Source organism: Ureibacillus xyleni, assembly GCF_900217795.1.
GTDB lineage: Bacteria > Bacillota > Bacilli > Bacillales_A > Planococcaceae > Ureibacillus > Ureibacillus xyleni.
This window is the reverse complement of sequence record NZ_OBMQ01000003.1, coordinates 146977-169736: the sequence shown is the minus strand read 5'-3', so window position 1 is coordinate 169736 and position 22760 is coordinate 146977. Positions and strand designations below refer to the sequence as shown.

At 36.3% G+C, this 22760-nt stretch carries 21 protein-coding genes and 1 other annotated feature; of the genes, 15 read left to right on the top strand and 6 right to left on the bottom strand.

What is annotated here, in order from left to right:
• The first annotated feature begins 143 nt into the window (after positions 1-143).
• Positions 144-1253: a DUF5050 domain-containing protein gene (locus CRO00_RS06400; protein ID WP_097072849.1), complete on the top strand. Its 1110-nt coding sequence runs from the start codon at positions 144-146 to the stop codon at positions 1251-1253.
• 283 nt (positions 1254-1536) lie between these two features.
• Positions 1537-2502, top strand: coding sequence for an ornithine carbamoyltransferase (gene argF / locus CRO00_RS06395; RefSeq protein ID WP_097072848.1), 966 nt, complete (start codon positions 1537-1539; stop codon positions 2500-2502).
• Positions 2503-2779: 277 nt separating this feature from the next.
• On the opposite strand, the gene CRO00_RS06390 is transcribed toward argF, so the two are convergent.
• Positions 2780-3292, bottom strand: coding sequence for a CarD family transcriptional regulator (locus CRO00_RS06390; protein WP_097072847.1), 513 nt, complete (start codon positions 3290-3292; stop codon positions 2780-2782).
• 142 nt (positions 3293-3434) lie between these two features.
• Here CRO00_RS06390 and CRO00_RS06385 point away from each other — a divergent pair, with 142 nt between their 5' ends.
• A complete protein-coding gene (locus CRO00_RS06385; protein WP_097072846.1) occupies positions 3435-3860 on the top strand; it encodes a MarR family winged helix-turn-helix transcriptional regulator in 426 nt (141 codons plus the stop codon).
• A gap of 41 nt (positions 3861-3901) precedes the next feature.
• Here the strand turns inward: CRO00_RS06385 and sspI are convergent, their stop codons facing one another.
• The 4 genes from sspI to nadB all read right to left on the bottom strand — a co-directional run bounded on the left by sspI (position 3902) and on the right by nadB (position 7703).
• Complete coding sequence (gene sspI / locus CRO00_RS06380; RefSeq protein WP_097072845.1) at positions 3902-4111, bottom strand: small acid-soluble spore protein SspI; 210 nt, start codon at positions 4109-4111, stop codon at positions 3902-3904.
• A gap of 101 nt (positions 4112-4212) precedes the next feature.
• A complete protein-coding gene (gene nadA / locus CRO00_RS06375) occupies positions 4213-5313 on the bottom strand; it encodes a quinolinate synthase NadA (RefSeq protein WP_097072844.1) in 1101 nt (366 codons plus the stop codon).
• 1 nt (position 5314) lies between these two features.
• A complete protein-coding gene (nadC, locus tag CRO00_RS06370; protein WP_097072843.1) occupies positions 5315-6160 on the bottom strand; it encodes a carboxylating nicotinate-nucleotide diphosphorylase in 846 nt (281 codons plus the stop codon).
• A complete protein-coding gene (gene nadB, locus CRO00_RS06365) occupies positions 6117-7703 on the bottom strand; it encodes an L-aspartate oxidase (protein ID WP_097072842.1) in 1587 nt (528 codons plus the stop codon). Before nadB ends, nadC begins: the two co-directional genes overlap by 44 nt.
• 140 nt (positions 7704-7843) lie before the next feature.
• Between nadB and CRO00_RS06360 the strand changes: the two genes are divergently transcribed.
• The 6 genes from CRO00_RS06360 (at position 7844) to CRO00_RS06335 (ending at position 17091) form a co-directional block, all read left to right on the top strand.
• Positions 7844-8947, top strand: coding sequence for a cysteine desulfurase family protein (locus CRO00_RS06360; RefSeq protein WP_097072841.1), 1104 nt, complete (start codon positions 7844-7846; stop codon positions 8945-8947).
• A gap of 73 nt (positions 8948-9020) precedes the next feature.
• Positions 9021-9785, top strand: a complete 765-nt coding sequence (locus CRO00_RS06355) for a TrmH family RNA methyltransferase (protein ID WP_097072840.1) — start codon at positions 9021-9023, stop codon at positions 9783-9785.
• A 59-nt stretch (positions 9786-9844) separates the two neighbouring features.
• Positions 9845-10070: a binding site (T-box leader), on the top strand.
• 129 nt (positions 10071-10199) lie between these two features.
• Entirely contained in the window at positions 10200-11237 is a 1038-nt protein-coding gene (gene pheS / locus CRO00_RS06350) for a phenylalanine--tRNA ligase subunit alpha (protein ID WP_097072839.1), read from the top strand.
• Between the two features lie 12 nt (positions 11238-11249).
• Positions 11250-13655 carry a phenylalanine--tRNA ligase subunit beta gene (gene pheT / locus CRO00_RS06345; protein ID WP_097072838.1) on the top strand — a complete coding sequence of 802 codons (2406 nt, stop codon included), beginning with the start codon at positions 11250-11252 and terminating at the stop codon, positions 13653-13655.
• A 123-nt stretch (positions 13656-13778) separates the two neighbouring features.
• The gene (locus tag CRO00_RS06340) at positions 13779-16049 is read left to right on the top strand and encodes a S9 family peptidase (RefSeq protein ID WP_097072837.1); all 2271 of its coding nucleotides are present in this window, start codon (positions 13779-13781) and stop codon (positions 16047-16049) included.
• Positions 16050-16164: 115 nt separating this feature from the next.
• Entirely contained in the window at positions 16165-17091 is a 927-nt protein-coding gene (locus CRO00_RS06335) for a ketopantoate reductase family protein (RefSeq protein ID WP_097072836.1), read from the top strand.
• A 24-nt stretch (positions 17092-17115) separates the two neighbouring features.
• Here the strand turns inward: CRO00_RS06335 and CRO00_RS06330 are convergent, their stop codons facing one another.
• Positions 17116-17544, bottom strand: coding sequence for a hypothetical protein (locus tag CRO00_RS06330; protein WP_097072835.1), 429 nt, complete (start codon positions 17542-17544; stop codon positions 17116-17118).
• Positions 17545-17687: 143 nt separating this feature from the next.
• Between CRO00_RS06330 and CRO00_RS06325 the strand changes: the two genes are divergently transcribed.
• From CRO00_RS06325 to CRO00_RS06300, 6 genes are all read left to right on the top strand, one after another.
• Entirely contained in the window at positions 17688-18227 is a 540-nt protein-coding gene (locus CRO00_RS06325) for a hydrolase (protein WP_097072834.1), read from the top strand.
• Positions 18228-18349: 122 nt separating this feature from the next.
• The gene (locus CRO00_RS06320; protein ID WP_097072833.1) at positions 18350-19768 is read left to right on the top strand and encodes a sodium:solute symporter family protein; all 1419 of its coding nucleotides are present in this window, start codon (positions 18350-18352) and stop codon (positions 19766-19768) included.
• A 41-nt stretch (positions 19769-19809) separates the two neighbouring features.
• A complete protein-coding gene (locus tag CRO00_RS06315; protein WP_161946625.1) occupies positions 19810-20970 on the top strand; it encodes an NAD(P)/FAD-dependent oxidoreductase in 1161 nt (386 codons plus the stop codon).
• Between the two features lie 28 nt (positions 20971-20998).
• A complete protein-coding gene (locus tag CRO00_RS06310) occupies positions 20999-21289 on the top strand; it encodes a (2Fe-2S)-binding protein (protein WP_097072831.1) in 291 nt (96 codons plus the stop codon).
• The gene (locus tag CRO00_RS06305) at positions 21276-22496 is read left to right on the top strand and encodes an NAD(P)/FAD-dependent oxidoreductase (RefSeq protein ID WP_161946624.1); all 1221 of its coding nucleotides are present in this window, start codon (positions 21276-21278) and stop codon (positions 22494-22496) included. Before CRO00_RS06310 ends, CRO00_RS06305 begins: the two co-directional genes overlap by 14 nt.
• Positions 22489-22737, top strand: a complete 249-nt coding sequence (locus tag CRO00_RS06300) for a (2Fe-2S)-binding protein (RefSeq protein ID WP_097072829.1) — start codon at positions 22489-22491, stop codon at positions 22735-22737. Before CRO00_RS06305 ends, CRO00_RS06300 begins: the two co-directional genes overlap by 8 nt.
• Positions 22738-22760 lie beyond the last annotated feature (23 nt).

Below are 22760 nucleotides of genomic sequence, written 5' to 3'. Positions count from 1 at the left end.
AAACATAATCAAGAATGCTGTTCGTTGCAACTATTCACATTTTCATCAGACGTGAACCTTTATAATCAGTGGGGGTTGAAGGCTTTCGTTGGATTAGTTCGTTAAGTATTCACCCCCACAATATATTTGTAGAGGTGTATAAATTGAAGAAAAAATATATAGGTGCCCTAGCAATAATGGTGGGGGTAGCAGGCTTTGTACAACCTATCCAAACTGAAGCGAATACAAGCAATAATATAAGCTTAACAAATAATAATAAGAAAGCTGACACAAAAGTAGTATCATCGGCATATACGGAAGCTGAACAAAGTGTCATAAATTTAAAAAACTTTCAATCTACATATTATGATGGATGGGTTTACTATTCAGCATATGAACCTGTAGCAGGTACGTTTAAACAAAGATTAGATGGATCTGAGAAAAAGAGATTATTTACTGCAACGGATTTTGTCATACATGATGGATGGATTTACTTCATACAAAAAACAAATTCAGGTAAAAGTTTAAATAGGATGAAGCTAGATGGAAAAGATATTGAACTTCTTGACTCTGGTAATGCTAGTAATTTAGTCTTAGATACTAAAGGAAATCTATTGTATTACAGTAATAAAGAGTCTAGTGGAGTAACTGTCAAAAAGTTAGATTTAAAGAATTTAAAAAAGAGCTATATCAATAAAAATATGTCAATTAATATCTATTCGATTCAATTAGTTGGAGATATATTATATTTTACAGATAATGCTGGATATGCTTATAAACTAAAGACGGACGGATCCGGATACGAGAAGCTTGTATTACCGGATGGAATAGTAGTTAAAAATGGTGGATTTTCAATGACTAAGGGAAGGACTTATAGATACCTTGCTGTCTATAATGGCTATATGTATTACTGTGGTGACGGAAATCTATATAAATATAATTATAGTACTAGAGAATTAAAACAAATATATATATCACCGACGAAAACTTATATTAATAAAAATGAGACTACTAGTGAAAAATTTTTAACAGATTTTATACTTAAAGGTGAAAAAATATATGCTGTCGTAGATTCCACTCATGTGAAAAATAACATCATTCAAAATAAGAATAAAGAAGTAATAGAAATGGATTTGAACGGAGAAAATCAAAAAATTATTAGTAAAGAAAAATATAAAGTTACATCAATGGTTAGTAGACATGGAATCACAATTTTGAATAATAGGTTATATTATAAGTTTGATGATAAGTTTTATGAACTTAAACGTTTTTAATTCGGAATGTATATATATGAAACTTTTGGGGAGAAAAAATTTTCTTCCTTTTTTTGTGTCTAAAACAGTCGAACGTGCATATAAGTAATAGTGGTGTATTTATCGATGCTCATTTTTAATCTTAATAACGAATATTTATAAGTATTTTTCATATTTTTCTCGATATTTAATGAATATTGTCTGTTTAGAAAAAGTTTAAATAAATCATAAAAATACACTTGATTTAATAAATATACATATGTATAATAAATTACATCATCAACGAAATAAGGGGCGTTAGTTAATGAAATTATTAGAAGAGGTTCAGTTAAAGCTAGTGTCAAGTTTGAAAGGAAAAGATCTACTGACACTGCTTGATTATACAAGTGAGGAAGTACAAGATTTAATTAAATTAGCAACACAATTAAAAACCATTACTAAAGCAGGTAGATGTCCTAGATTACTAGAAGGCAAAACTCTAGGAATGATCTTCGAAAAACATTCAACGCGTACACGTATTTCATTTGAAGTTGGAATGAATCAACTTGGTGGTAAAGCGATGTTTATGCATTCCCGAGATATGCAAATTGGCCGTGGTGAACCAATCTCAGATACAGGTCACGTTTTATCAGGATACTTAGATGCCATTATGATTCGTGCTAACTCTCATGAAATGGTTAAAGAATTAGCTGAACATGCTTCTATCCCAGTTATTAATGGTTTAACAGATATTTATCATCCGTGCCAAGCATTAGCTGACTTAGAAACTATCGCAGAAAATAAAGGCGAATTCAAAGGATTAAAAGTGGCTTACGTTGGTGATGGCAATAATGTGGCTCATTCATTAGTGGTAGCTTCTGCCCATGTTGGAATGGACATTGCAGTTGCAACTCCTGTAGGTTATGAAGCAAATCCAGAAATTATTGCGAAAGCCCAAGAAATCGCTAAAGCTAACGGAAGTATCGTGACAGTAACAACAGATCCAGTTGCAGCTGTGAAAAATGCCGATGTTGTTTATGCAGATGTCTGGACTAGTATGGGCCAAGAAGAAGAGTCTGCGAAGCGTTTAGAAGATTTCAAAGGTTATCAAATTAATGATGCTCTAGTAGCACATGCGAAATCTGACTACATGTTCTTACACTGTTTACCAGCTCACCGTGAAGAAGAAGTGGCAACATCAGTAATCGATGGACCAAATTCTTATATCTTCGAGCAGGCAGAGAACAGACTTCATGCACAAAAAGCGGTACTAATTTCTTTGCTTGCATAATTTAAGAAGAAAAATTTTTACCTCTGCACCGAAAGCTTCAGCGACAGGTGAAATTGAAATTTTTTATAAATGCACAAATAACTTCAGGGGAAGTAGATGTGTATTGCCGTGGAAAAGTATGCGGGTGGTGTACTTTTCCACTGGGATATAGATAGATCATGAACGGGGGACTCGCTGGGATTGATCTTGCGCGATGACAATTTCAAGATGGAAAGACTCATCGCTACATAGGAAAAGCAACCTGGGAGACGCTAGGTTGCTTTTTTAATGTTCATTATTAAGTTGTTTGTTTATCGCATATTTGTAAAAGTTTCTCAACTTTTTCTTCGATGATTTCTGGGGTTGTCTCTAATGAAAGGGCTAAATCTGCAAATAAAACTTTTTGAGTTGATAATAACAATTTACGATCGTACTCAGGAAATTTCTTTCCTTCTTGTTCAAGTTCGTATTTTTTTGTCATCAACGTATTAATAATTTTGGAAATTTCTTTACGGTTACCCTTTTTAATGATGCTTGAATAAATTTGTGTCCGTTGATTGTTTTTTTCAATCCATTCAATGCCAGGTAAAGTAAATAAGGTAAAGATTTCATTTGCTTGTTCCTTTGTCATCACTTCTAGCATTGAAATCGTTTTATTATCAATAGGGGCATTTATTTGTAGTTGAATATTATCGACAGGATGTAGGACATAATACGTTTTTGTCACACCAGAGAATGTCTTTTCTGTTATATCATCAATCTGGCATAAACCATGAGAAGAATAGATAATCGTATCACCAATCTTGAACATTTATTGTGCCTCCCAAACTGTATTTGTCAACTTAGTTGACTATTTTAATAGTACTCTATTTTCTGAAAAATGTCAACTTAGTTGACGTTATAATGCAATTTTTGTATACTAATTGACACATTTAAAACTTGGAGTGAAATTGATGAATTCACAATATGAATCTTTGGATTTATTTGATGTAATTAGCGAAAGACATAACATGATTCGAAAAGTTCTTGAGGAAAAGTGGAGTGAAATGAGCGACGTCTCCATATCGAATTCAGAATGGTATATTATGGCGAAGATTTATAAAAAACAACCAACCATTTCATCTATTACAAAAACTGTGCAAATTACACGTCAAGCTACTCATAAATTTATCAAAAAGCTTGAAGAAAAAGGATTAGTCAATGTTTTGAATGCAAATAACAAAAGAGATAAATGTATTGAGTTAACAGAACTTGGGGAAAGATGTGTAGAAAAATATAATTCAATCAAAAATGAATTATTAACTAAAATATCAAATCATATTGGAGAAAACGAGATCTCTATTCTGAAAGATTTAATGGCAAAAGATTGGGGATTGTAAAATGGCTGGCAATATGAATCGCATATTGCCAGTGTAAAGTTTTAGTTCATAAAGGTTTTAGATAGTTTTTCAGTAAAGGCTTGTTGTTCTTCGTCTGAAGATGCTTTCCACCATGCTTCTAAAAATACGCCTAATCCTGGGAGTAAATGTTCATCTCCACGGGAAATTGCGTCTTGCACAGTGTCGCGGAATTCTGTAGCACTATCACCCTGTACATTTTGTTTTATTGCGTCTCTAATTTGAAAGTTCATAAACAATCTCCTCCTCATTAAGTAGTTTGCCTGTACAAATGAAAACTATACGTAGTAAATAAATGAATAAAAAAAGGAGGGAACGTTCCCTCCAAACCAAATTATAATGACAGCATTCTATCTAAAGATAAAACTGCTTCTTTTGTAATTGCCTCATCTACTTTAATGACATTGCCTTCTTCACCATTTTCGATGATTTCTAATGCCCATAGAAGATGTGGGAGGTCGATTCGATTCATTGTTAAACAAGGACACATATTTTCATTTAATGAAATAATTGTTTTATCTGGATGTTCAGCAATGATTCGTTTCACTAAGTTCATCTCCGTACCGATTGCCCAGCTTGACCCAGCAGGAGCAGCATTAATCGTATCCACAATAAATTTTGTGGATCCATTCATATCTGATACTTCTACTACTTCGCGACAACATTCTGGGTGAACAATGATTGTCATCTCAGGATACTTTTCACGCACTTCACGCACATTTTCTACTGTAAAACCTTGGTGAACGGAGCAATGTCCTTTCCAAAGAATCACTTTAATATCTTCCACATTACCTTCAAACTCTAGCTTGCCAGTAATCGGGTTCCACACGGCCATTTGTTCTAGTGGAATACCTAACTCAAAAGCTGTATTACGTCCTAAATGTTGGTCGGGTAAGAAGAATAAACGTTCTTTTTGAGTAAATGCCCATTTCACCATTTTCTTTGCATTGGAAGATGTTACACAGGCACCACCATTACGCCCTGTGAAAGCTTTAATCGCTGCAGTTGAGTTTACATAAGTGAGTGGAATGATTGTATCGCCAAAGATTTCCTGTAGCTGAACCCAAGCTTCTTCCGTTTGATAAATGTCTGCCATGTCTGCCATTGAACAGCCTGCACGCATATCCGGTAAATATACGGTTTGTTTATCAGTTGTTAACATATCCGCAGTTTCGGCCATAAAATGAACGCCACAAAAAACGATATGTTCAGCTTTATTGTTTGCTGCAGCAACTTGTGCTAGTTGAAGAGAGTCCCCAATACTATCTGCAAACTGAACAACCTCATCTTTTTGATAATGATGACAAGGAATAAATAATTTTTCGCCTAATTTTCCTTTAATATCACGAATGCGGCTTTCCATTTCAGCAAGTTCCATTGTGCGGTATTTTTCTGGTAACATAACCTTATTATTTAATAGATTTGCAATCGCCACTTTACATTGCCCCCTTTAGTTTTACTAATGCACTAATATCCAAAGCTTTAACAGAGTGGGTAAGGGCCCCTAAAGAAATCCATTCAATACCAGTCTCTGCATAACTGCGTAAGTTTTCTAACGTGATTCCACCAGATGCTTCGGTTGTGATATGGGGTGGAACGAGTGATAACCATTCGGCAATTTCTAAAGGTGAGCGATTATCGAACATAATAATGTCTGCTCCAGCTTCTATTGCCATCAAAAGTTGTTGTTTCGTTTCAATTTCAACTTCTATTTTCACGGTATGACCAACTCTTGCTTTAGCAGTTTTTACTGCATTGGTAATACTACCGGCAAAGGAAATATGGTTATCTTTTAACATGATGCAATCATAAAGGCCGCTGCGATGGTTGAAAGCACCACCAGATCGAACGGCATATTTATCTAGCATTCGAAGACCTGGAATTGTTTTTCGAGTGTCACAAATCTTAGCGTTTGTTCCTTCTGTTAATTGGACGGCTCTAGAAGCATTTGTTGCAATTCCACTCATTCGTTGGATTAAATTTAAAACAACCCGTTCGCCAGTTAGTAAACTACGTAAATTTCCTTCGATAATTGCAATTTCATCACCTTTATTTAGTTTCTCGCCATCTTGTTTTAGAATCGTAGTTTTTAAAGATGAATCTAATAAAGAAAAACCAGTTTCAATAATTTCGGCTCCACAAAAAATTCCTTCTTCTTTTGCATAAAATGTGAAGGACCCCTGTTCAGTAGGTGAAAATAGCAATTCACTTGAAAGATCACCATCACCAATATCTTCATTAAAAAACTGCTTTAACATTGTTTGTAATTTGATTTTGTTCATAAAGCTCATCCTTCACATTTAATTTTCCTTTTTCAAATACTACCCATTTCTTTTTCCAATAGTCATCTTTCAGCGGGTAATCTTTGCGAATGTGGGCACCTCGAGATTCCTTTCGTGTTAGGGCAGAAGTCGCCACTAATGTTGAACTAATATGCATAAAGATTAGTTCAATTTTTTTTCGGGTTAACTTACTCAAATCAATGGTAAAGTACTGCTCATGAGTTGGTAATATCTTAACTAATCTATTTAAACCTTCACGATCTCTTAAGATTCCTGCATGCGCTAACATTTCATTTTGAACTGTATGAGCTGGTAGAAGTTCTAGAGAGTTTGTTCGTCTATTTGTTTGAATTTGTTGGAAGTTTTTTTGTTTCGTACCGTATTTTAAAAGGTTTTCGGCCATTAATCTTCCGAAAGTGATTCCTTCTAACAATGAGTTGCTTGCTAATCGGTTTGCTCCATGAACTCCGGTGCACGCTACTTCTCCAACTGCTAAAAGTCTTGGAATGCTTGTATGCCCGAAGCAATCTGCCACAACACCACCCATTAAAAAGTGGCTGCCAGGTGCGATGGGAATACGTTTATGACTAATTGAAATTCCATTTTCTTCACATAATTTTGTAATGGTCGGGAACTTTTTTTCAAAATCGACAATTTGTGAGATGTCGATGTATACTTCATTACCTTTTTCACGTTCTTTATACATTTCATAAGCTGTAATATGCCTTGGTGCTAAATCACCTAAAGGATGAACACCTTCCATAACTTTTCGGCCACTTTCATCAACAAAATAACCACCAGCTCCGCGCACTGCCTCCGAAACAAGACCCTTTGATTTGCCATCAATGTAAAGTAAACTAGGGTGGAACTGAACAAATTCCATATCGGCAATCTTTGCACCCGCTAAAAAGGCTAGAGCAATACCATCTCCATAACTATCTGAACAATTAGATGTACATGAATAGATAGCACCTGCACCACCAGTAGCTAAAATGACATACGAGGCAAAGTAGATTTTCTCATCTGCGTTAGCTTTTGTTTTAACGCCAATACATTCGCCTGAAGTGTTTAGTAACAGTTCGTAAGCAAGCTCATATTCATGAACAATAACATTTTGAGGTAGTTTTTCGATTAAATGATCGACTAACGCTTTTCCAGTTGCATCGCCGCCTGAGTGAATGATTCGTGGTTTACTATGTGCACCTTCAAGACCTAATGAAATACCGCCATCTTCTTTACGGTCAACAGAAAATTGATCATTGATAAGTTGTGTAATTGCATCTTTTCCTTTTTCAACTAACGCTTCTACATTTTCGGTTGAATGATGATGTTCTCCAGCATCTAATGTATCTTGTATGTGCAACGAGGTAAAGTCATCAGAACTTGTAACAGCTGCGATACCACCTTGCGCTTTGTAAGAACTACCATTTGTAATGTTTGCCTTTGTGACGATATGAACGTCAAATTTTTGTGATAAAACACGAGCTGCTTGAAGTGCGGCAATACCACTTCCAATAATGACGACATCAGTATCGATTTTCATAGAGTTCCCTTCTTTACAGTTGTCTTGACACTTATATTTACATAAAATGAAGTAGAAAACAAGCATTGATTTTACTACTATTCTTTTAAAAATTGCAGACTTTTCCTGCGATTTTTTATCGAAAATGAGGGATTATCACAATGATTTATTTAGATTATGCGGCAACAAGTCCAATGACAGAAGCTGCGATAGATGTCTATAGTCAAATGGCAAAAAAAGTGTATGGTAATACGTCTAGTTTGCACGATGCAGGAGGGAAAGCACATGTATTGTTAGAAGAAGCAAGGGCAATCGTTGCGGATAAAATGGGGGTAAATCGTGACGGGGTTGTTTTTACTGGCAGTGGAACAGAAGGCAACATATTAGCAATCCTTTCTCTTGCAAGGGGAGGAAAAGGAAAACATATTATCACTTCCGCTGCAGAACATACGAGTGTTCATGCTGCGATGAATACTTTGGAACGTGAAGGATTTGAAATTACAAAGCTATCATTTACTAGAGATGGTGTCATAGATTTAGCTGAATTGAGTCGCGCCATTCGTAAAGATACCGTGCTAATCTCGATTCAACATGTAAACTCAGAAATTGGATCGATTCAACCGGTTAAAGACATTGCAAATATCGCTAATGAACAAGGAATTCCATATCATGTAGATTGTGTTCAATCATTTTGTAAGCTTGATATTTCGCAGTTTTCACATAAAGTGGATAGTATTACAGTGTCTGCTCATAAAATTGGTGGACCAAAAGGATGCGGTGCTATTTATATAAATCCCCATAGAAGAATTGTACCTGTTTTTCCTGGGGTCACTCATGAAAAGGGAATTCGTGGTGGCACGGTGGATACCCCTGCAATCGTCGCGATGGCTACAGCTGTTGAACAGTACGCATATCATTTAGATAAGCATTGGAGATTACGTAAACAATTGAAGGAAGTAATTCGCGATTCGTCAGTTGAGTGGATTGAATCACATGATGCTCAGCAATTTCCTAGCATTTGTGGACTTTGCATCCCAAGAGTTGAAGGTCAATACGTCATGTTAAGTTTGAACGAAGAAAATATTTGCATTTCAACAGGGAGTGCATGTGACATCAATAGTGCATCAGGGACAAAAGCGATATTAGCGATGGGTAATAGTATATCGAAGGCACGTCAATTTTTCCGTATTTCTTTTGGAGAGGGAACTACTGAACAACATATTGAAAGGGTAGCAGTTCACCTTAAAAAATTAGCTTTGATATAAAATTTTTACATGGTTCCACTTTTCATGTAAAATTAGGCAAGAATGAAGTGAAAAGGCGGTAAACAAAGTTCATATGAAACGTATCGAATCAACTCAAAATTCATTAGTAAAGCATTGGAAAAAACTTGTTACAACTCGAAAAGAACGCGAAAAAACAGGAGAATTTCTTGTTGAAGGATTTCATTTAGTGGAAGAAGCGTTAAAAAATAAAGATCAAATTGTACAAATCATCGTACGTGAAGGTGTCGATTTACCATTATTATGGGATATCGACAATGTTATGATGGTGGAAGTAACGCAAACTGTTGCAAAGGAAATTGCTGAAACAGAAAACTCTCAAGGTGTATTTGCTCATTGTAAACAGCTAGAGATTTCTCATGAAGATCAGTTAAAATGGCGCAAATTATTACTTGTTGATGCAGTGCAAGACCCAGGTAATATTGGGACGATGATTCGTACAGCAGATGCTGCAGGTATTGATGCAGTGATTCTTGGAAAAGGCTGTGCAGACGCTTATAATCCAAAAACGTTACGCTCAAGTCAAGGCTCTCATTTCCACATTCCTGTTGTGCGCGGTGAGTTAGCAGATTGGATTGAAGACTTGCAGGATAATGGAGTGAAAGTTTATGGTACAGCACTTCAGGACGCAATTGAATATACTGAAATTGAGAAAACAGATAGCTTTGCATTAATCGTTGGCAATGAAGGTAGCGGAATTCATCCACAGTTACTAAGCCAAACAAATCAAAATGTTATCATTCCAATTCTAGGGCAAGCAGAGTCATTAAATGTTGCTGTTGCTACTGGAATACTTTTATACCAGCTAGTCCGTTCTTAAATTAGTTGAAAAAATTTGAGAGTTGACGTAAAATAATGAAGGATTTAGAAATTCATAATAAAAATGCGTTATGAGCGGGAAGAGTAGATTTTGTATAAGTGCATTTAGGGAGCATAAGCCATAGACTGCAAGCTTATGTATGTTACTTTAAATCGAAGTTCACCCCGCGAGCAGCTTCCGGGATCAGTTGTGAAAGGAAGGCCGGCTAAATTAGTCGTTATATTAATGAAGTGATTGCTTTTTGCAATAACTAGGGTGGTACCGCGATATATCCTCGTCCCTTTTTTAGGGGCGGGGTTTTTTGTTGTTTTATAAGATGAAGAGCAAATAACTTACTGCGAAAAGCAAATAGCCCCCGCTCAAAAGCAAATATCACACCTCGAAAAGCAAATATCTCTCTAAGGAGGAATAAAAGTGGAACAACAACTTAAGCAATTAGAACAAGAAGCATTAGCGAAAATTGAAGCTGCTTCCAATTTAAAAGAATTAAATGACGTTCGTGTTGCGTACTTAGGAAAAAAAGGTCCAATTACTGATTTATTAAAAGGCATGGGGAAATTATCTCCTGAAGAACGCCCTAAAATGGGGGCTTTAGTAAACACAGTTCGTGAAAACGTAACGAACCAACTTGAAGCGCGTATCACAATTTTGGAAGAACAAGCCATTCAAGAGCAACTTGAGAAAGAATCAATTGACGTAACATTGCCTGGTCGAAAAATTCGCACAGGAAACCGTCACCCATTAACTCGTGTTATTGAGGAAATTGAAGATTTATTCCTTTCGATGGGGTATGAAATCGCAGAAGGTCCTGAAGTAGAAAAAGACTATTATAACTTTGAAGCATTAAACCTTCCAAAGGGTCACCCTGCTCGTGATATGCAAGATACATTCTACATTACAGAAGAAACGCTTTTACGTACGCACACGTCACCAGTTCAAGCTCGTACAATGGAAGCAAAAAAAGGTGAACCAATTCGCATTATTTGTCCAGGGAAAGTATTCCGCCGTGACAATGATGATGCCACTCACTCACATCAATTTATGCAAATTGAAGGACTAGTAATTGGTGAAAACATTCGCATGAGTGATTTAAAAGGTACTCTTGATGCGTTAGCGAAAAGAATGTTTGGAGAAGAGCGTGAAATTCGTCTTCGCCCAAGTTTCTTCCCGTTTACAGAACCATCTGTAGAAGTGGACGTTTCTTGTCATAAATGTGGTGGTACAGGCTGTAACGTGTGTAAACAAACTGGCTGGATTGAAATTTTAGGAGCTGGTATGGTTCATCCAAACGTGCTTGAAATGGCTGGCTACGATTCGAAAAAACTATCTGGCTTTGCGTTTGGTATTGGTGCAGAACGTATTGCAATGTTGAAATATGGGGTGGATGATATTCGTCATTTCTATACAAATGACATTCGTTTCTTATCACAATTCCACCGAACAGAAGAGTAGGAGGGCCCAAAAATGTTAGTATCTTTAAATTGGTTAAAACAATATGTTGATATACATGGTTTCACAGCAGAAGAATTAGCTGAAAAAATTACACGCTCTGGGATTGAAGTGGATGCAGTAATTGACCGTTCTCAAGGCATGACAAATGTTGTGGTTGGTTACGTTGTTTCCAAAGAAAAACACCCAGATGCAGACAAATTAAACGTATGCCAGGTAGAAGTTGGTGAAGGGGATGTACGACAAATTATTTGTGGTGCCCCAAATGTTGATGCAGGACAAAAAGTAATCGTGGCTTTACCGGGTGCTCGTCTTCCAGGTGGCATTAAAATAAAAAAAGCGAAAATGCGTGGCCAAGAATCTAACGGGATGATTTGTTCGTTACAAGAATTAGGTGTTGAAGGTCGTGTAGTTCCAAAAGCATATGCAGATGGAATTTACGTGTTACCTGAAGATGCTGTTCCTGGTAGTGATGCACTAGAGCTTGTTGGCCTTCGTGATACAGTATTAGAACTTGGGTTAACGCCAAATCGTTCGGATGCATTATCGATGTTAGGTGTGGCATATGAAGTAGCTGCCATTTTATCTCGTGAAGTGAAGTTACCTGAAGTAAAATATGAAACAACTTATGAAAAAGCAGAAGATGTTTTAAACTTACGTGTAGAAGCGAAAGAAAATCCATTGTATGCTGCAAAAGTTGTGAAAAACGTGAAAATCGCACAATCACCACTTTGGTTACAACATTATTTAATGGCTGCAGGTGTTCGTCCACACAACAATGTAATCGATATTACAAACTATATTTTAATGGAATATGGTCAACCACTACATGCCTTTGATTATGACGCATTAAAAACGAAAGAAATTGTCGTTCGTCTAGCACATGAAGGAGAAAAAATTGTTACATTAGATGACCAAGAACGCAACTTAAAAGCACATAACCTTGTGATTACAAATGGCATAGAACCTGTTGCGATTGCCGGTGTAATGGGTGGTGCAAATTCAGAAGTAACGGAAAATACGACAACAGTTGTAATTGAATCTGCTTACTTCGAAGGATTGTCCGTTCGTCGTACATCAAAAGAGATTGGTTTACGTTCTGATGCATCTGCTCGTTTTGAAAAAGGAGTAGACCCGAACAGAGTCATTCCTGCTGCTGAACGTGCAGCTCAATTACTTGCAGAACTTGCAGGTGGCGAAGTATTAGAAGGAACAGTGTTAGTTGATGAGTTAGATAAAACTCCAGCACGTGTAGTGGTTTCACCAGATTTCATTAATGCACGACTTGGAATGAAAATTTCTTTAGAAGATATGTTATCGATTTTAAATCGTTTACAGTTTGATGTGGAAGCAGCAAATGGATTATTAATTATTGATGCGCCAACTCGTCGTCAAGATATTAAAATTGAAGAAGATATCGTTGAAGAAATTGCACGACTTTACGGATATGATGAAATTCCAATGACTTTACCAGAAGGAAATGATCAAGTTGGAGGATTAACACCTTACCAAGCGAAACGTCGAGTTGCACGTAACTTCTTAGAAGGTGCTGGTCTTTACCAAGCAGTTACTTACTCTTTAACATCAGAAGAGTTATCTCAAAAATATGCATTAAAAGCAGAGGAAACAACAAAATTACTAATGCCGATGAGTGAAGAACGTTCGACTTTACGTCAAAGCTTAGTTCCTCACTTATTAGAATCAGCAAGCTATAATGTAGCTCGTAATGCTGAATCTGTAGCACTTTACGAAATTGGCTCAGTATTTTTAGGCAAAACTGCTGAAGATCTTCCTTATGAAGAAGAACATGTTGCTGTTGTTGTTACTGGAAAATGGGTAGACAACGCATGGCTTGGTGAAAAAGTAAATGCTGATTTCTTCATTGTAAAAGGAATTTTAGAAGGCTTATTTGAAAAATTGGGATTACAAAATCGTATTTCTTATGCAAAGTCAACAGTTGATGGCTTACATCCTGGTCAAACAGCAGACATTTTCTTAGATGGAGAAAAGGTCGGTATTATTGGTGGGTTACATCCTGTGGAACGTAAAAATTTAGACTTGAAAGATACGTTTATTGCTGAATTAAACTTAAAAGCAATCTTAACTGCAACGGGTGAAGAGCTTGTTTACACTCCAGTTCCACGTTTCCCTGCTATGACTCGTGATATTGCATTAGAACTAGACCGCGCAGTACCAGCAGGAGAGATTATTGACATCATTCGTAAAGCTGGCACGAAACTGTTAAAAGGTGTAAATGTATTTGATGTATATGAAGGAGAGAAAATGGCTCCAGGTAAAAAATCTGTTGCCTTCTCATTAACATACTTTGATCCTGAACGTACATTAACAGATGAAGAAGTTGTAAATGCTCATGAAAAAGTGTTAAAAGCTCTAGTTGAAACTGGCGCAGAAGTACGATAATACAGTATCCACGTTCCTAAATTAGGGGCGTGGATTTTTTTGTCGTCTATTTCGGTAACATTTAGTTTAATATGAAACTATTTCCATATATAATCGTATAAGAAATAGAAAAGGAGGAATAGTATGAAGAAAAAAGTGTTATCTTCAGTTTTAGTAGCTTCACTCTTTGCGCTACCTTTATCCGCAGTTGCCAACACTTCTGCTAACTCGATAGATAAAGAGATTGCTACCGCGTCAACAAATCAAAGCTCTTGGGTTTCAACAAAGGCATTTCTTGAACAAGCTGTCACAAAACTAACATATCAGCACGGTTCAGATTTTATGCGAAAAGAAGTTCTTCGTAATTTAACTACAGGTATAGAGCTGCAAAATATTGATGGTGTTATTACGCAAGAACAAATTGCAGCGGTATTATTGAATAAATTAGGCAAGAAAAAAGAAGGCCAAAGTTTTAGAGCAACGGCTAATAAGTTAGGTCTTTTTGAAGGTGTACCAAATAATCGCATTACGGTGACGGAAAGTGAATTAGAGACGATTTTTAGTAATTACAGCAAGGTAGAAAATAAAAATGTAGATAATACAGGGGTGCAACAAATCTCTGTAGAAGACTTCATGAAAAATCCTGGTAACTTAGGCTATCAGTTATCTCCGGATGGAAACTATATTTCTTACGCTGCGGCCTGGGAAAATCGTTTAAATATTTTTGTAAAAGAAATGAATAGTGATTCAGAACCAGTACGTGTGACGAATTTAACAGATCGCGATATTGCTGGATTCATTTGGAAAGACGATACGATTTTATATTTAAAAGATAATGGTGGCGACGAAAACTACCATATCTATACAACAACGTTTAATGGTGGAGAAGAGAAAGACTTAACGCCTTATGAAAATGTTGTCGCTTATCCATTAGATATGTTAAAAGATGCAAAAGATGAAATTTTAATTATGATGAACAAAGAAGACGCTACAGTGTTCGATGTTTATAAATTAAATGTCAAAACTGGGGAAACAAAACTAGTTGCGAAAAATCCAGGGAATATTCAATCATGGTTATCTGATAGCAATGGACAAGTTCGTATGGCTGTTGCATCGGACGGTGTAGCAGGTGCTGTTCTATACCGCGATTCAGAAAAAGATGAGTTTAAACCATTCATCACAATTGAATCAGGTGATACGGTTACACCTATTGCTTTCTCTCAAGACAATCAATCTATTTATATGCTATCCAATAAAGGTCGCGACAAAATTGAGTTAGTTCAATACGATTTACAAGGTAAAGAGAAAGTCATTTTATCAAATCCAAATGTGGACATCAGTAACGCAATTTATAGCTCAGCAAAAGACAAAATTCTATTTGCGGTTTATTTAACGGATAAAGGTCATTACGAGTTTTTAGATAGCGATTTTGAAAAAGTATTTAAGAAAATTCAAAACAAACTCGGTGTAAGTGAAAGTGAATTCGGAATTGGTGACTACAACAAAGATATGACAAAATTCATCGTAAACGTAACGAGTGACAAAGTTTACGGTAAATATTATTACTATGACTCTACAACTGATAACTTAACGGAATTAGCAACATTAAGTTCTTGGTTAGATCCTAATGTCATGGCTGATATGCACTCTATTTCATATAAAGCTCGTGATGGACTAACAATTCATGGATATTTAACATTACCAAAAAATAAAGTGGCGGAGAATCTTCCATTAATCGTTATTCCTCATGGTGGACCATGGGCTAGGGATGCTTGGGGCTTTAACCCAGAAGTTCAGTTGCTAGCAAACCGTGGCTATGCTGTGTTACAAGTTAACTTCCGCTCATCTACAGGTTATGGACGAGCATTTTTAGAGGCTGGGAATAAACAATGGGGCTTAGCAATCCAAGACGATATTACAGATGGCGTACAATGGGCAATTGACCAAGGCATTGCAGATCCTGAGAAAATCGGTATTTATGGAGCATCATTTGGTGGTTATGCAACATTAGCTGGTATCACATTTACGCCAGATCTTTATGCTGCTGCAGTAGACTATGTTGGAGTTTCAAACATCTTTACATTACTTGATACAATTCCTCCTTACTGGGAAACAATGCGCCAACAGTTATATGAGCGCGTAGGACACCCAGAAGAAGATAAAGAATTATTAACAAAAGTATCACCAGTATTCCATGCAGATAAAATTAAAACACCATTGTTTGTTGCTCAAGGTGCAAATGACCCTCGTGTAAATAAACAAGAGTCAGACCAAATTGTAGAAGCATTACGTGCACGCGGTGTAGACGTTGAATATATGGTAAAAGACAATGAAGGTCACGGCTTCATGAACGAAGAAAACCGTATTGAATTTTACAATGCAATGGTTAACTTCTTTGATAAACATTTAAAATGATGACTAAACGCTAGGGATGTCCATTAAGGGCGTCCCTTTTTTCATTGATGAAAAACTAACAATCTTCGGAATATTCGTGATAACATAGTTATAAGAAGTTTAGGAGGTTATCATTATGAATATATTAGTTCAAGGTGCCGGTGCGCTAGGTGTATATTTTGGTGGTAGAATATTAGAAGCTGGAAATAATGTTTCCTACTTTGTGAGAGAACGACGCGCGGCTCAATTAGAAAAAGAGGGCATTGTCATTAAGAGTCCTGAGGGGGATTTTACGAGTAAGGATTTTCATATTTATACTTCTCCTGAAAGTGTCGAAAATATTGATTTAATTATTTTGGCAATAAAAGGCTATCATTTACAACAAGCAATCCCACAAATTCAAACGATTGTAGAAAAAACAGGCGCTTTCGTATTACCATTGCTAAACGGTGTTGAACAACTAGATTTACTACAAAACGCGGTTGGAAAAGAAAAAGTTATCGGCGGTTTTGCAGGGATTATTGCAACATTAAATGAACAAGGACATGTTATTCACTCCAATAATAGTAGTGCCGTTCGATTCGGAGCACTTCATGAAGCGCAACAAGACATTTGTGAAAAGCTAGAAGAAATCGGCCGTGCTGTCAAAACAAAAATTTTACGGGAACAAGACATTTTAAAGCATATGTGGAAAAAGTACATATTTATTACGTCTTTCTCCGGTATTACTTCAGCGACCCAACTTCCATCTGGCTATATTGCAGAAAATGTAGCGACATTAGCAGTTGCACAGAACATTGTTTATGAAATGAGTATGCTTGCTAAAAAAGAAGGGATTTCATTGGCAGATGAGGAAATTGAAACGATGGCAAATAATATCAAGATTTTGCATCCAGAAGCTACCTCGTCTATGCACCAAGATATGCGAAAAGGGTTGCCACTTGAAGTAGAGCATTTACAAGGTGGGGCGTTGAGATTTGCAGCCAAACATGGGGTGGAGGTACCTGTTATTCAAACAATCTATGGTATTTTAAAGCCTTATGAAAATGGTAAATTAAAATAAAGGAAAAAGAATGTATGACTAGCTTTAAGTCGTATGTTCTTTTTCTTTTTCAACTGAAATGAATCCCAATAATCCACCAAACCATCCTGCGCTAGTGTGAAGGAGTGCGAAGGTATAAAAATTTATATAAATGCTATAGGTTTGATTATTTATCTTAGGAAAATTCGTTGTGGGATTTAAATTATTTTTATAATCAACAAAATAATAGGCTAGAATTCCAATGAATAGAACACCACCAACTAAACTAAGTATTTTCGACAGCACTTTTGCTTTTCTAGACAATTCAAGGAAATAGCGGAATGTGATAAACATGCTGAGTAAGAGAAATGGAATGACAAATATAACACCTATAAACCCGAAATTTCCATCTGATTTTGCACTAAATAAATTACCTGTTATCAAAAATCCGAGTAACGATATTCCTAAACTTATGAGCCAACTAAGTCGTAGCATATGGATCTTCCTTTCACTTCAAACAATCGAACTCTACTAACTTTATTACAATTTTTCTATACAGTAAAATCTTTTATTTAATATAATAAGTGAATTTCTATATAATTTAAGGGTAAGTATTTCATAACAAAGGGGAAATGACGATGTTACAAAAAGAAGAAACAGTACTTGTCTTAATTGATATTCAGGGAAAGCTAGCTCAAATTGTCGACAATAGTGAAGCTGTTATTAGTAATATTGCAAAAATGACAGAAGGCGTCAAATTATTGGGATTACCGGTACTTTGGTTAGAGCAATATCCTAAAGGTCTTGGCCCAACTGTTGAACAAATTTCACAGCACTTAACAGATCAACAGCCAATCGAGAAAATTACTTTTAGTGCGTATGACACAGAGGAATTTGTGCAGCAATTAGAAGCAACGGGACGTAAAAAAGTATTGCTAGCAGGTATTGAAACCCATATTTGTGTATATCAAACGGCAGCACACTTACTTGCTAATGGCTATGAAGTTGAAGTATTAGCGGATTGTGTTTCTTCACGAACAGCAGAAAATTCTGCAATTGGTTTACAAAAAATGGTGCAACTTGGTGCGAAAGTGACAAATGTCGAAATGGCTCTATTTGAAATGCTTCAAATCGCAAAAGGGGATACATTTAAGGCGATTAGTAAACTTGTAAAATAAAATAATAGAATAGTAAAACCGTATTATCACTAGTTTCTGAGCCGATAGTACGGTTTTTTTATGTTTATATATTATGTTACTAATGCATAGACATAGATTACCAATAAAAAAGGGGGAATGAAATGTTAGCTACTTGGACCTGGGTGATTACGATTTTTCTAAGTCTTTTCTTTATTGGTATGTCATTGCGATTCCGCAAAAAGTCGAGTGAAAGTTTTTTACAGTTCGCCATTGCTGGGGGAACCTTGCCATTTTTCTTAATATTATTCACTGATATTGCAACAATTATGGGAGTAGGGAACTTCGTAGGACATTCATCAAAGGGATTCGAAGCAGGTGTTGCCAATATCCCATTTATTATTGGTGAGCAAGGGTCAAAAATATTATTTGCCCTTCTTTTTGCAGGATTTGCAGCAAGATTCACTTATAAAAGTATTGCAGAACTATTAAATGATCTTATTCTAAGGGATAAAGTTTCTCGAGCAATTGTAGGTATATTGACATCTGCCATTATGATTGCATGGATTGGTGGGCAAGCAAAGGGAATGGGAGCATTATTTTCCGTTTTTACTGGAGCCGACCCATTACCACTCATTTTCTTCTTCTCTACTGTATTTATTATTTATACAACGGTTGGTGGAATGTTATCAGTTGTATGGACCGATTTTGTTCAAGGGGTATTATTATTAGCGTTAGCCGTTTGGTTTTATATTAAGGTGTATGCAAAAGTCGATTTTAGCTATTCAAAGTTACAAACGATGTTAGCTGATGTGGGTGCAAGTCATTTGACGGAGCTAAGTATTTCAGGGTGGGAAGTATTAAATTTATTCATTACAGGATGTTTTGGTATTTTAGCAGCTCAAGTTTATTGGCAAAGAAGTTTTGCCGCAGAGAATCCAAAAGCAGCAAGCAGAGCAATGCTTTACAGTGGATTTGTAGCCATCATCTTTACAATTTTAGCCTCTGTTTCAGGAATGATTGTAAAAGCAATTAATCCAGATGTAGAAGCAGGAAACGCAATTTCTTGGCTCATCTTAAACGAAATGACACAGTTAGTTGCTCTATTATTCTTCATATTAATCTTCTTAGCAGCAATCTCAAGTGCCTCCTCTCAATTACATTCAGCAGCGATTGTTATTGTGAACGACCTCATCATTCCATTTTCTAAAGAGATAAAAGATCAAAAATTAATTGTCATTTCAAAATGGTTAGTCGTTTTAGTGGGGATTTTCTCCATTTTAGCTGCAATTTACTCTGAATCAATTATCAGCTTATTCTCCTTTGCATATACGATGACAGGTGGAGGGGTTGTACCTGTATTAATTATCGGGCTTTTATGGAAAAAACGAAAAACAGAAAAATTTGAAATGGGCTCGCAAAACAGTAAAGTCTCTGTTTGGGGAGGACGTATCGGACTTTTATCTGGTGCTATAGTTTCGGTAGTATTTGGGATTCTATGGGGTGTATTCGTCTCTGCCATATTAACAATCATTGTGTCTTTACTACTTCCAAATAGAACGAATCGTATTGAACATGCATAAGATAGGCTAAAACCCTGGTTTTGAATTTGGAGGTATTGGCGTTGAAGCAAAAGGTCATCGTCATTGGAGCAGGAATTATTGGAACTTCAGTCGCTTATTATTTATCCCAAAAAGATGTAAATGTGGTTCTTATCGATGCAAATGATATTGCTGCTGGTACGTCTGGAGCATGTGATAAAGCGATAATGCTTCAATCGAAAAAATCCGGACCAAATTTACAATTCGCGATGAAAAGTGCGGAAATGTACAAGGATTTAGAAGAAGAGTTGGAGCAAGATTTAGAGTATGAAAACGGTGGCGGAATGATATTAATCAATAACGAAGTGGAACTAAATGTACTTCGTGAACGTGTTGAAAATCAAAGAGAAGCTGGTTTGAACGTGACAATCATTTGTGGTGATGAGGCGAGGAAAATAAATCCTCAACTGTCGCCCAAAATAATAGCTGCTACATGGTGTGAACAAGATGCAGAAATCAATCCATTAAAAACATCCTTTGCATTTGCAAAAGCTGCTTCTAATAGAAGTATGACTATGCATTTGAATTGTAGGGTACTGAATTTGATTGAAGACAATGGTCGTGTTATTGGAGTAAAAACTACGAACGGCGACATTTATGCAGATAACGTTGTACTTTGTTGCGGTGTTTGGGTGAATAATTTGCTAAAGTCACTTCAATTAGAAGTACCAATTATACCGCGAAAAGGAGTTATTTTAGTTACCGAGAAAATACCAAAATTATTAAATTGTAATATTTTAGGTGGTTCATATATCGTATCTAAACTTCAAGAAGCAAGCGTTGAAAAAAACCCTTTTGGAATAGGTCTATCAATGGGTCAAACGAAAAGTGGAAATCTATTAATAGGTGGATCGAGAGAGTTTGCTAGTTTTGACACTTCCATTAGTAGCTTCGTTCTTACAGCAGTTGCTAATAAAGCAACCGAAGCTTTTCCATGTTTAAAAAATACGAATTTAATCCGTTCCTTTGTTGGATTCAGACCGTTTACTCCTGATAATTTACCAATTCTAGGTGAAGTTCCTACTGTTCGTGGGTTATATATTGCTGCGGGCCATGAAGGAGATGGCGTTGCACTAGCTCCTATCACTGGTCATATAATTGCTGAAGTAGTGACCGGCCAAACAGTGGATATGGACTTAACACCATTTCACATGAATCGTTTTTTACAGAGTTTTACCTATTAGGTTAAATTCAAAATTGTGAGGGGTCACGATGGTTAAAAACGTGAAGCAGAAAGAAATCCGGTTTAATTTTAATGGAAAAGAAATAAAGGGGCATGAAGGTCAGCCAATTGCAGCAGCATTATTTGATAATGGCATTCGGGCAATCCGGTATTGTGATGTTACAGGTGAACTAAGAGGAATCTATTGCGGAATTGGTCATTGTTTTGAATGTAGGGCAACGGTAAATGGCATTTCGGGTATACGCACATGTTTAACCCCTATAGAGGAAAATATGAATGTTGCAAGTAATCTTACAGGTGTGCAGTATGATGAAGAGTGATGTTGTTATCGTAGGTGCAGGACCCGCAGGATTAGTTGCCTCCATTGAACTTGCTTCAAAAGGTTTACAAGTAGTAGTCGTGGATGAGTATTATCGATCTGGTGGCCGATTGTTAGGTCAATTATATAAAGATAGAAGAAAAAAACAAGTTTGGGCTGGAAAAATTATTGCTAACGATCTAGTTGAAAAAGCAAAGTCATTGGGTGTGAAATTTCTATTTGAAACAGCAGTATGGAAGATTGAAAATAAAACGGTCTTTATTTCAAATGAAAAGATAAAACAGATTCATACAAAAACAATCCTACTTGCGACAGGAGCAATCGAAAAAGCATTGCCATTACCAGGGTGGCAAAAAGTGGGAGTGGTCACTGCAGGAGCTGCGCAAACCTTTACGAATCTACACAATGTGAAAATTGGTAAAAATGTAATTTTCGTTGGAATTGACCCACTCTCTATTTCGGTTGCGATTGAAATGAAACATGCAGGGGTAAATGTGCTAGGTTTATTTCTGCCAGCCCCTTCGATGTTAAATCAAAAAAGTAATCCAAAAGAGGTGCTAGAATCTATTGCATCAGCATCAGGGATGGCAACAAATCCAATTTACCGTTTTGGTGGAAAACTTGTTCATGGACTTTATACAAAACTATTACTAAAATTTTTGAAATTTAATCTATTAAAAATAAATGGGATACCAATCTATATTAGAAAAGCAGTAACGGAAATAAACGGCCGCGCTGAGGTTGAAAGTGTTAATGTAAAGAATATTTCCATTGATGGAGAACTAATCGGTGATGGAAAAAACTTACTAGTAGATACAGTTTGCCTTTCAGGAGGATTGTTACCACTTATTGATTTATCGCAATTAGCAAGTTGTGTCATTGTAGATATTCCTGAATTAGGTGGTTTTGTTCCATTGCATAGTCCATACTTGAAAACTACAGTAGAAGGAATTTATGTAGCAGGAAATATCACTGGAATTGAAGGGGCTCAAGTATCGATGGCTCAAGGAAAACTTGCTGCATGGAGTATTTTGAAAGAATTTAAACTTGTGAGCGAAAAAGATTTGTTACAAGCTATAAAGGATGTAGAACAAGCGAGAAGCCTTTCACCGATTACATTTCTTCCAAATATTCATAGAGGAAGACAAATTATGAATGAAAAGTGGGCGGATTATAAAAATACAATAGGTGAAAGTTTCGATGGATAACACATTAATTTGCCGTTGTGAAGGGGTATGTCTAGGTGCAATTCTAAAGGCGATAGATGAGTGTAGCACGAGTGTTCAAGGAATTAAAAAAAGGACCCGCGTAGGAATGGGTTATTGTCAAGGAAGAACATGCCAACCTATTTTGAGGGACATATTACGAGAATTAATTGGTCAAAGTGAGTTAGCGCAAACGCAAAAATCACAAGCCCCTGTACGACCGATACCATTGGGGAAACTATAGAAAAAGAGAATGGCGATTTTTCT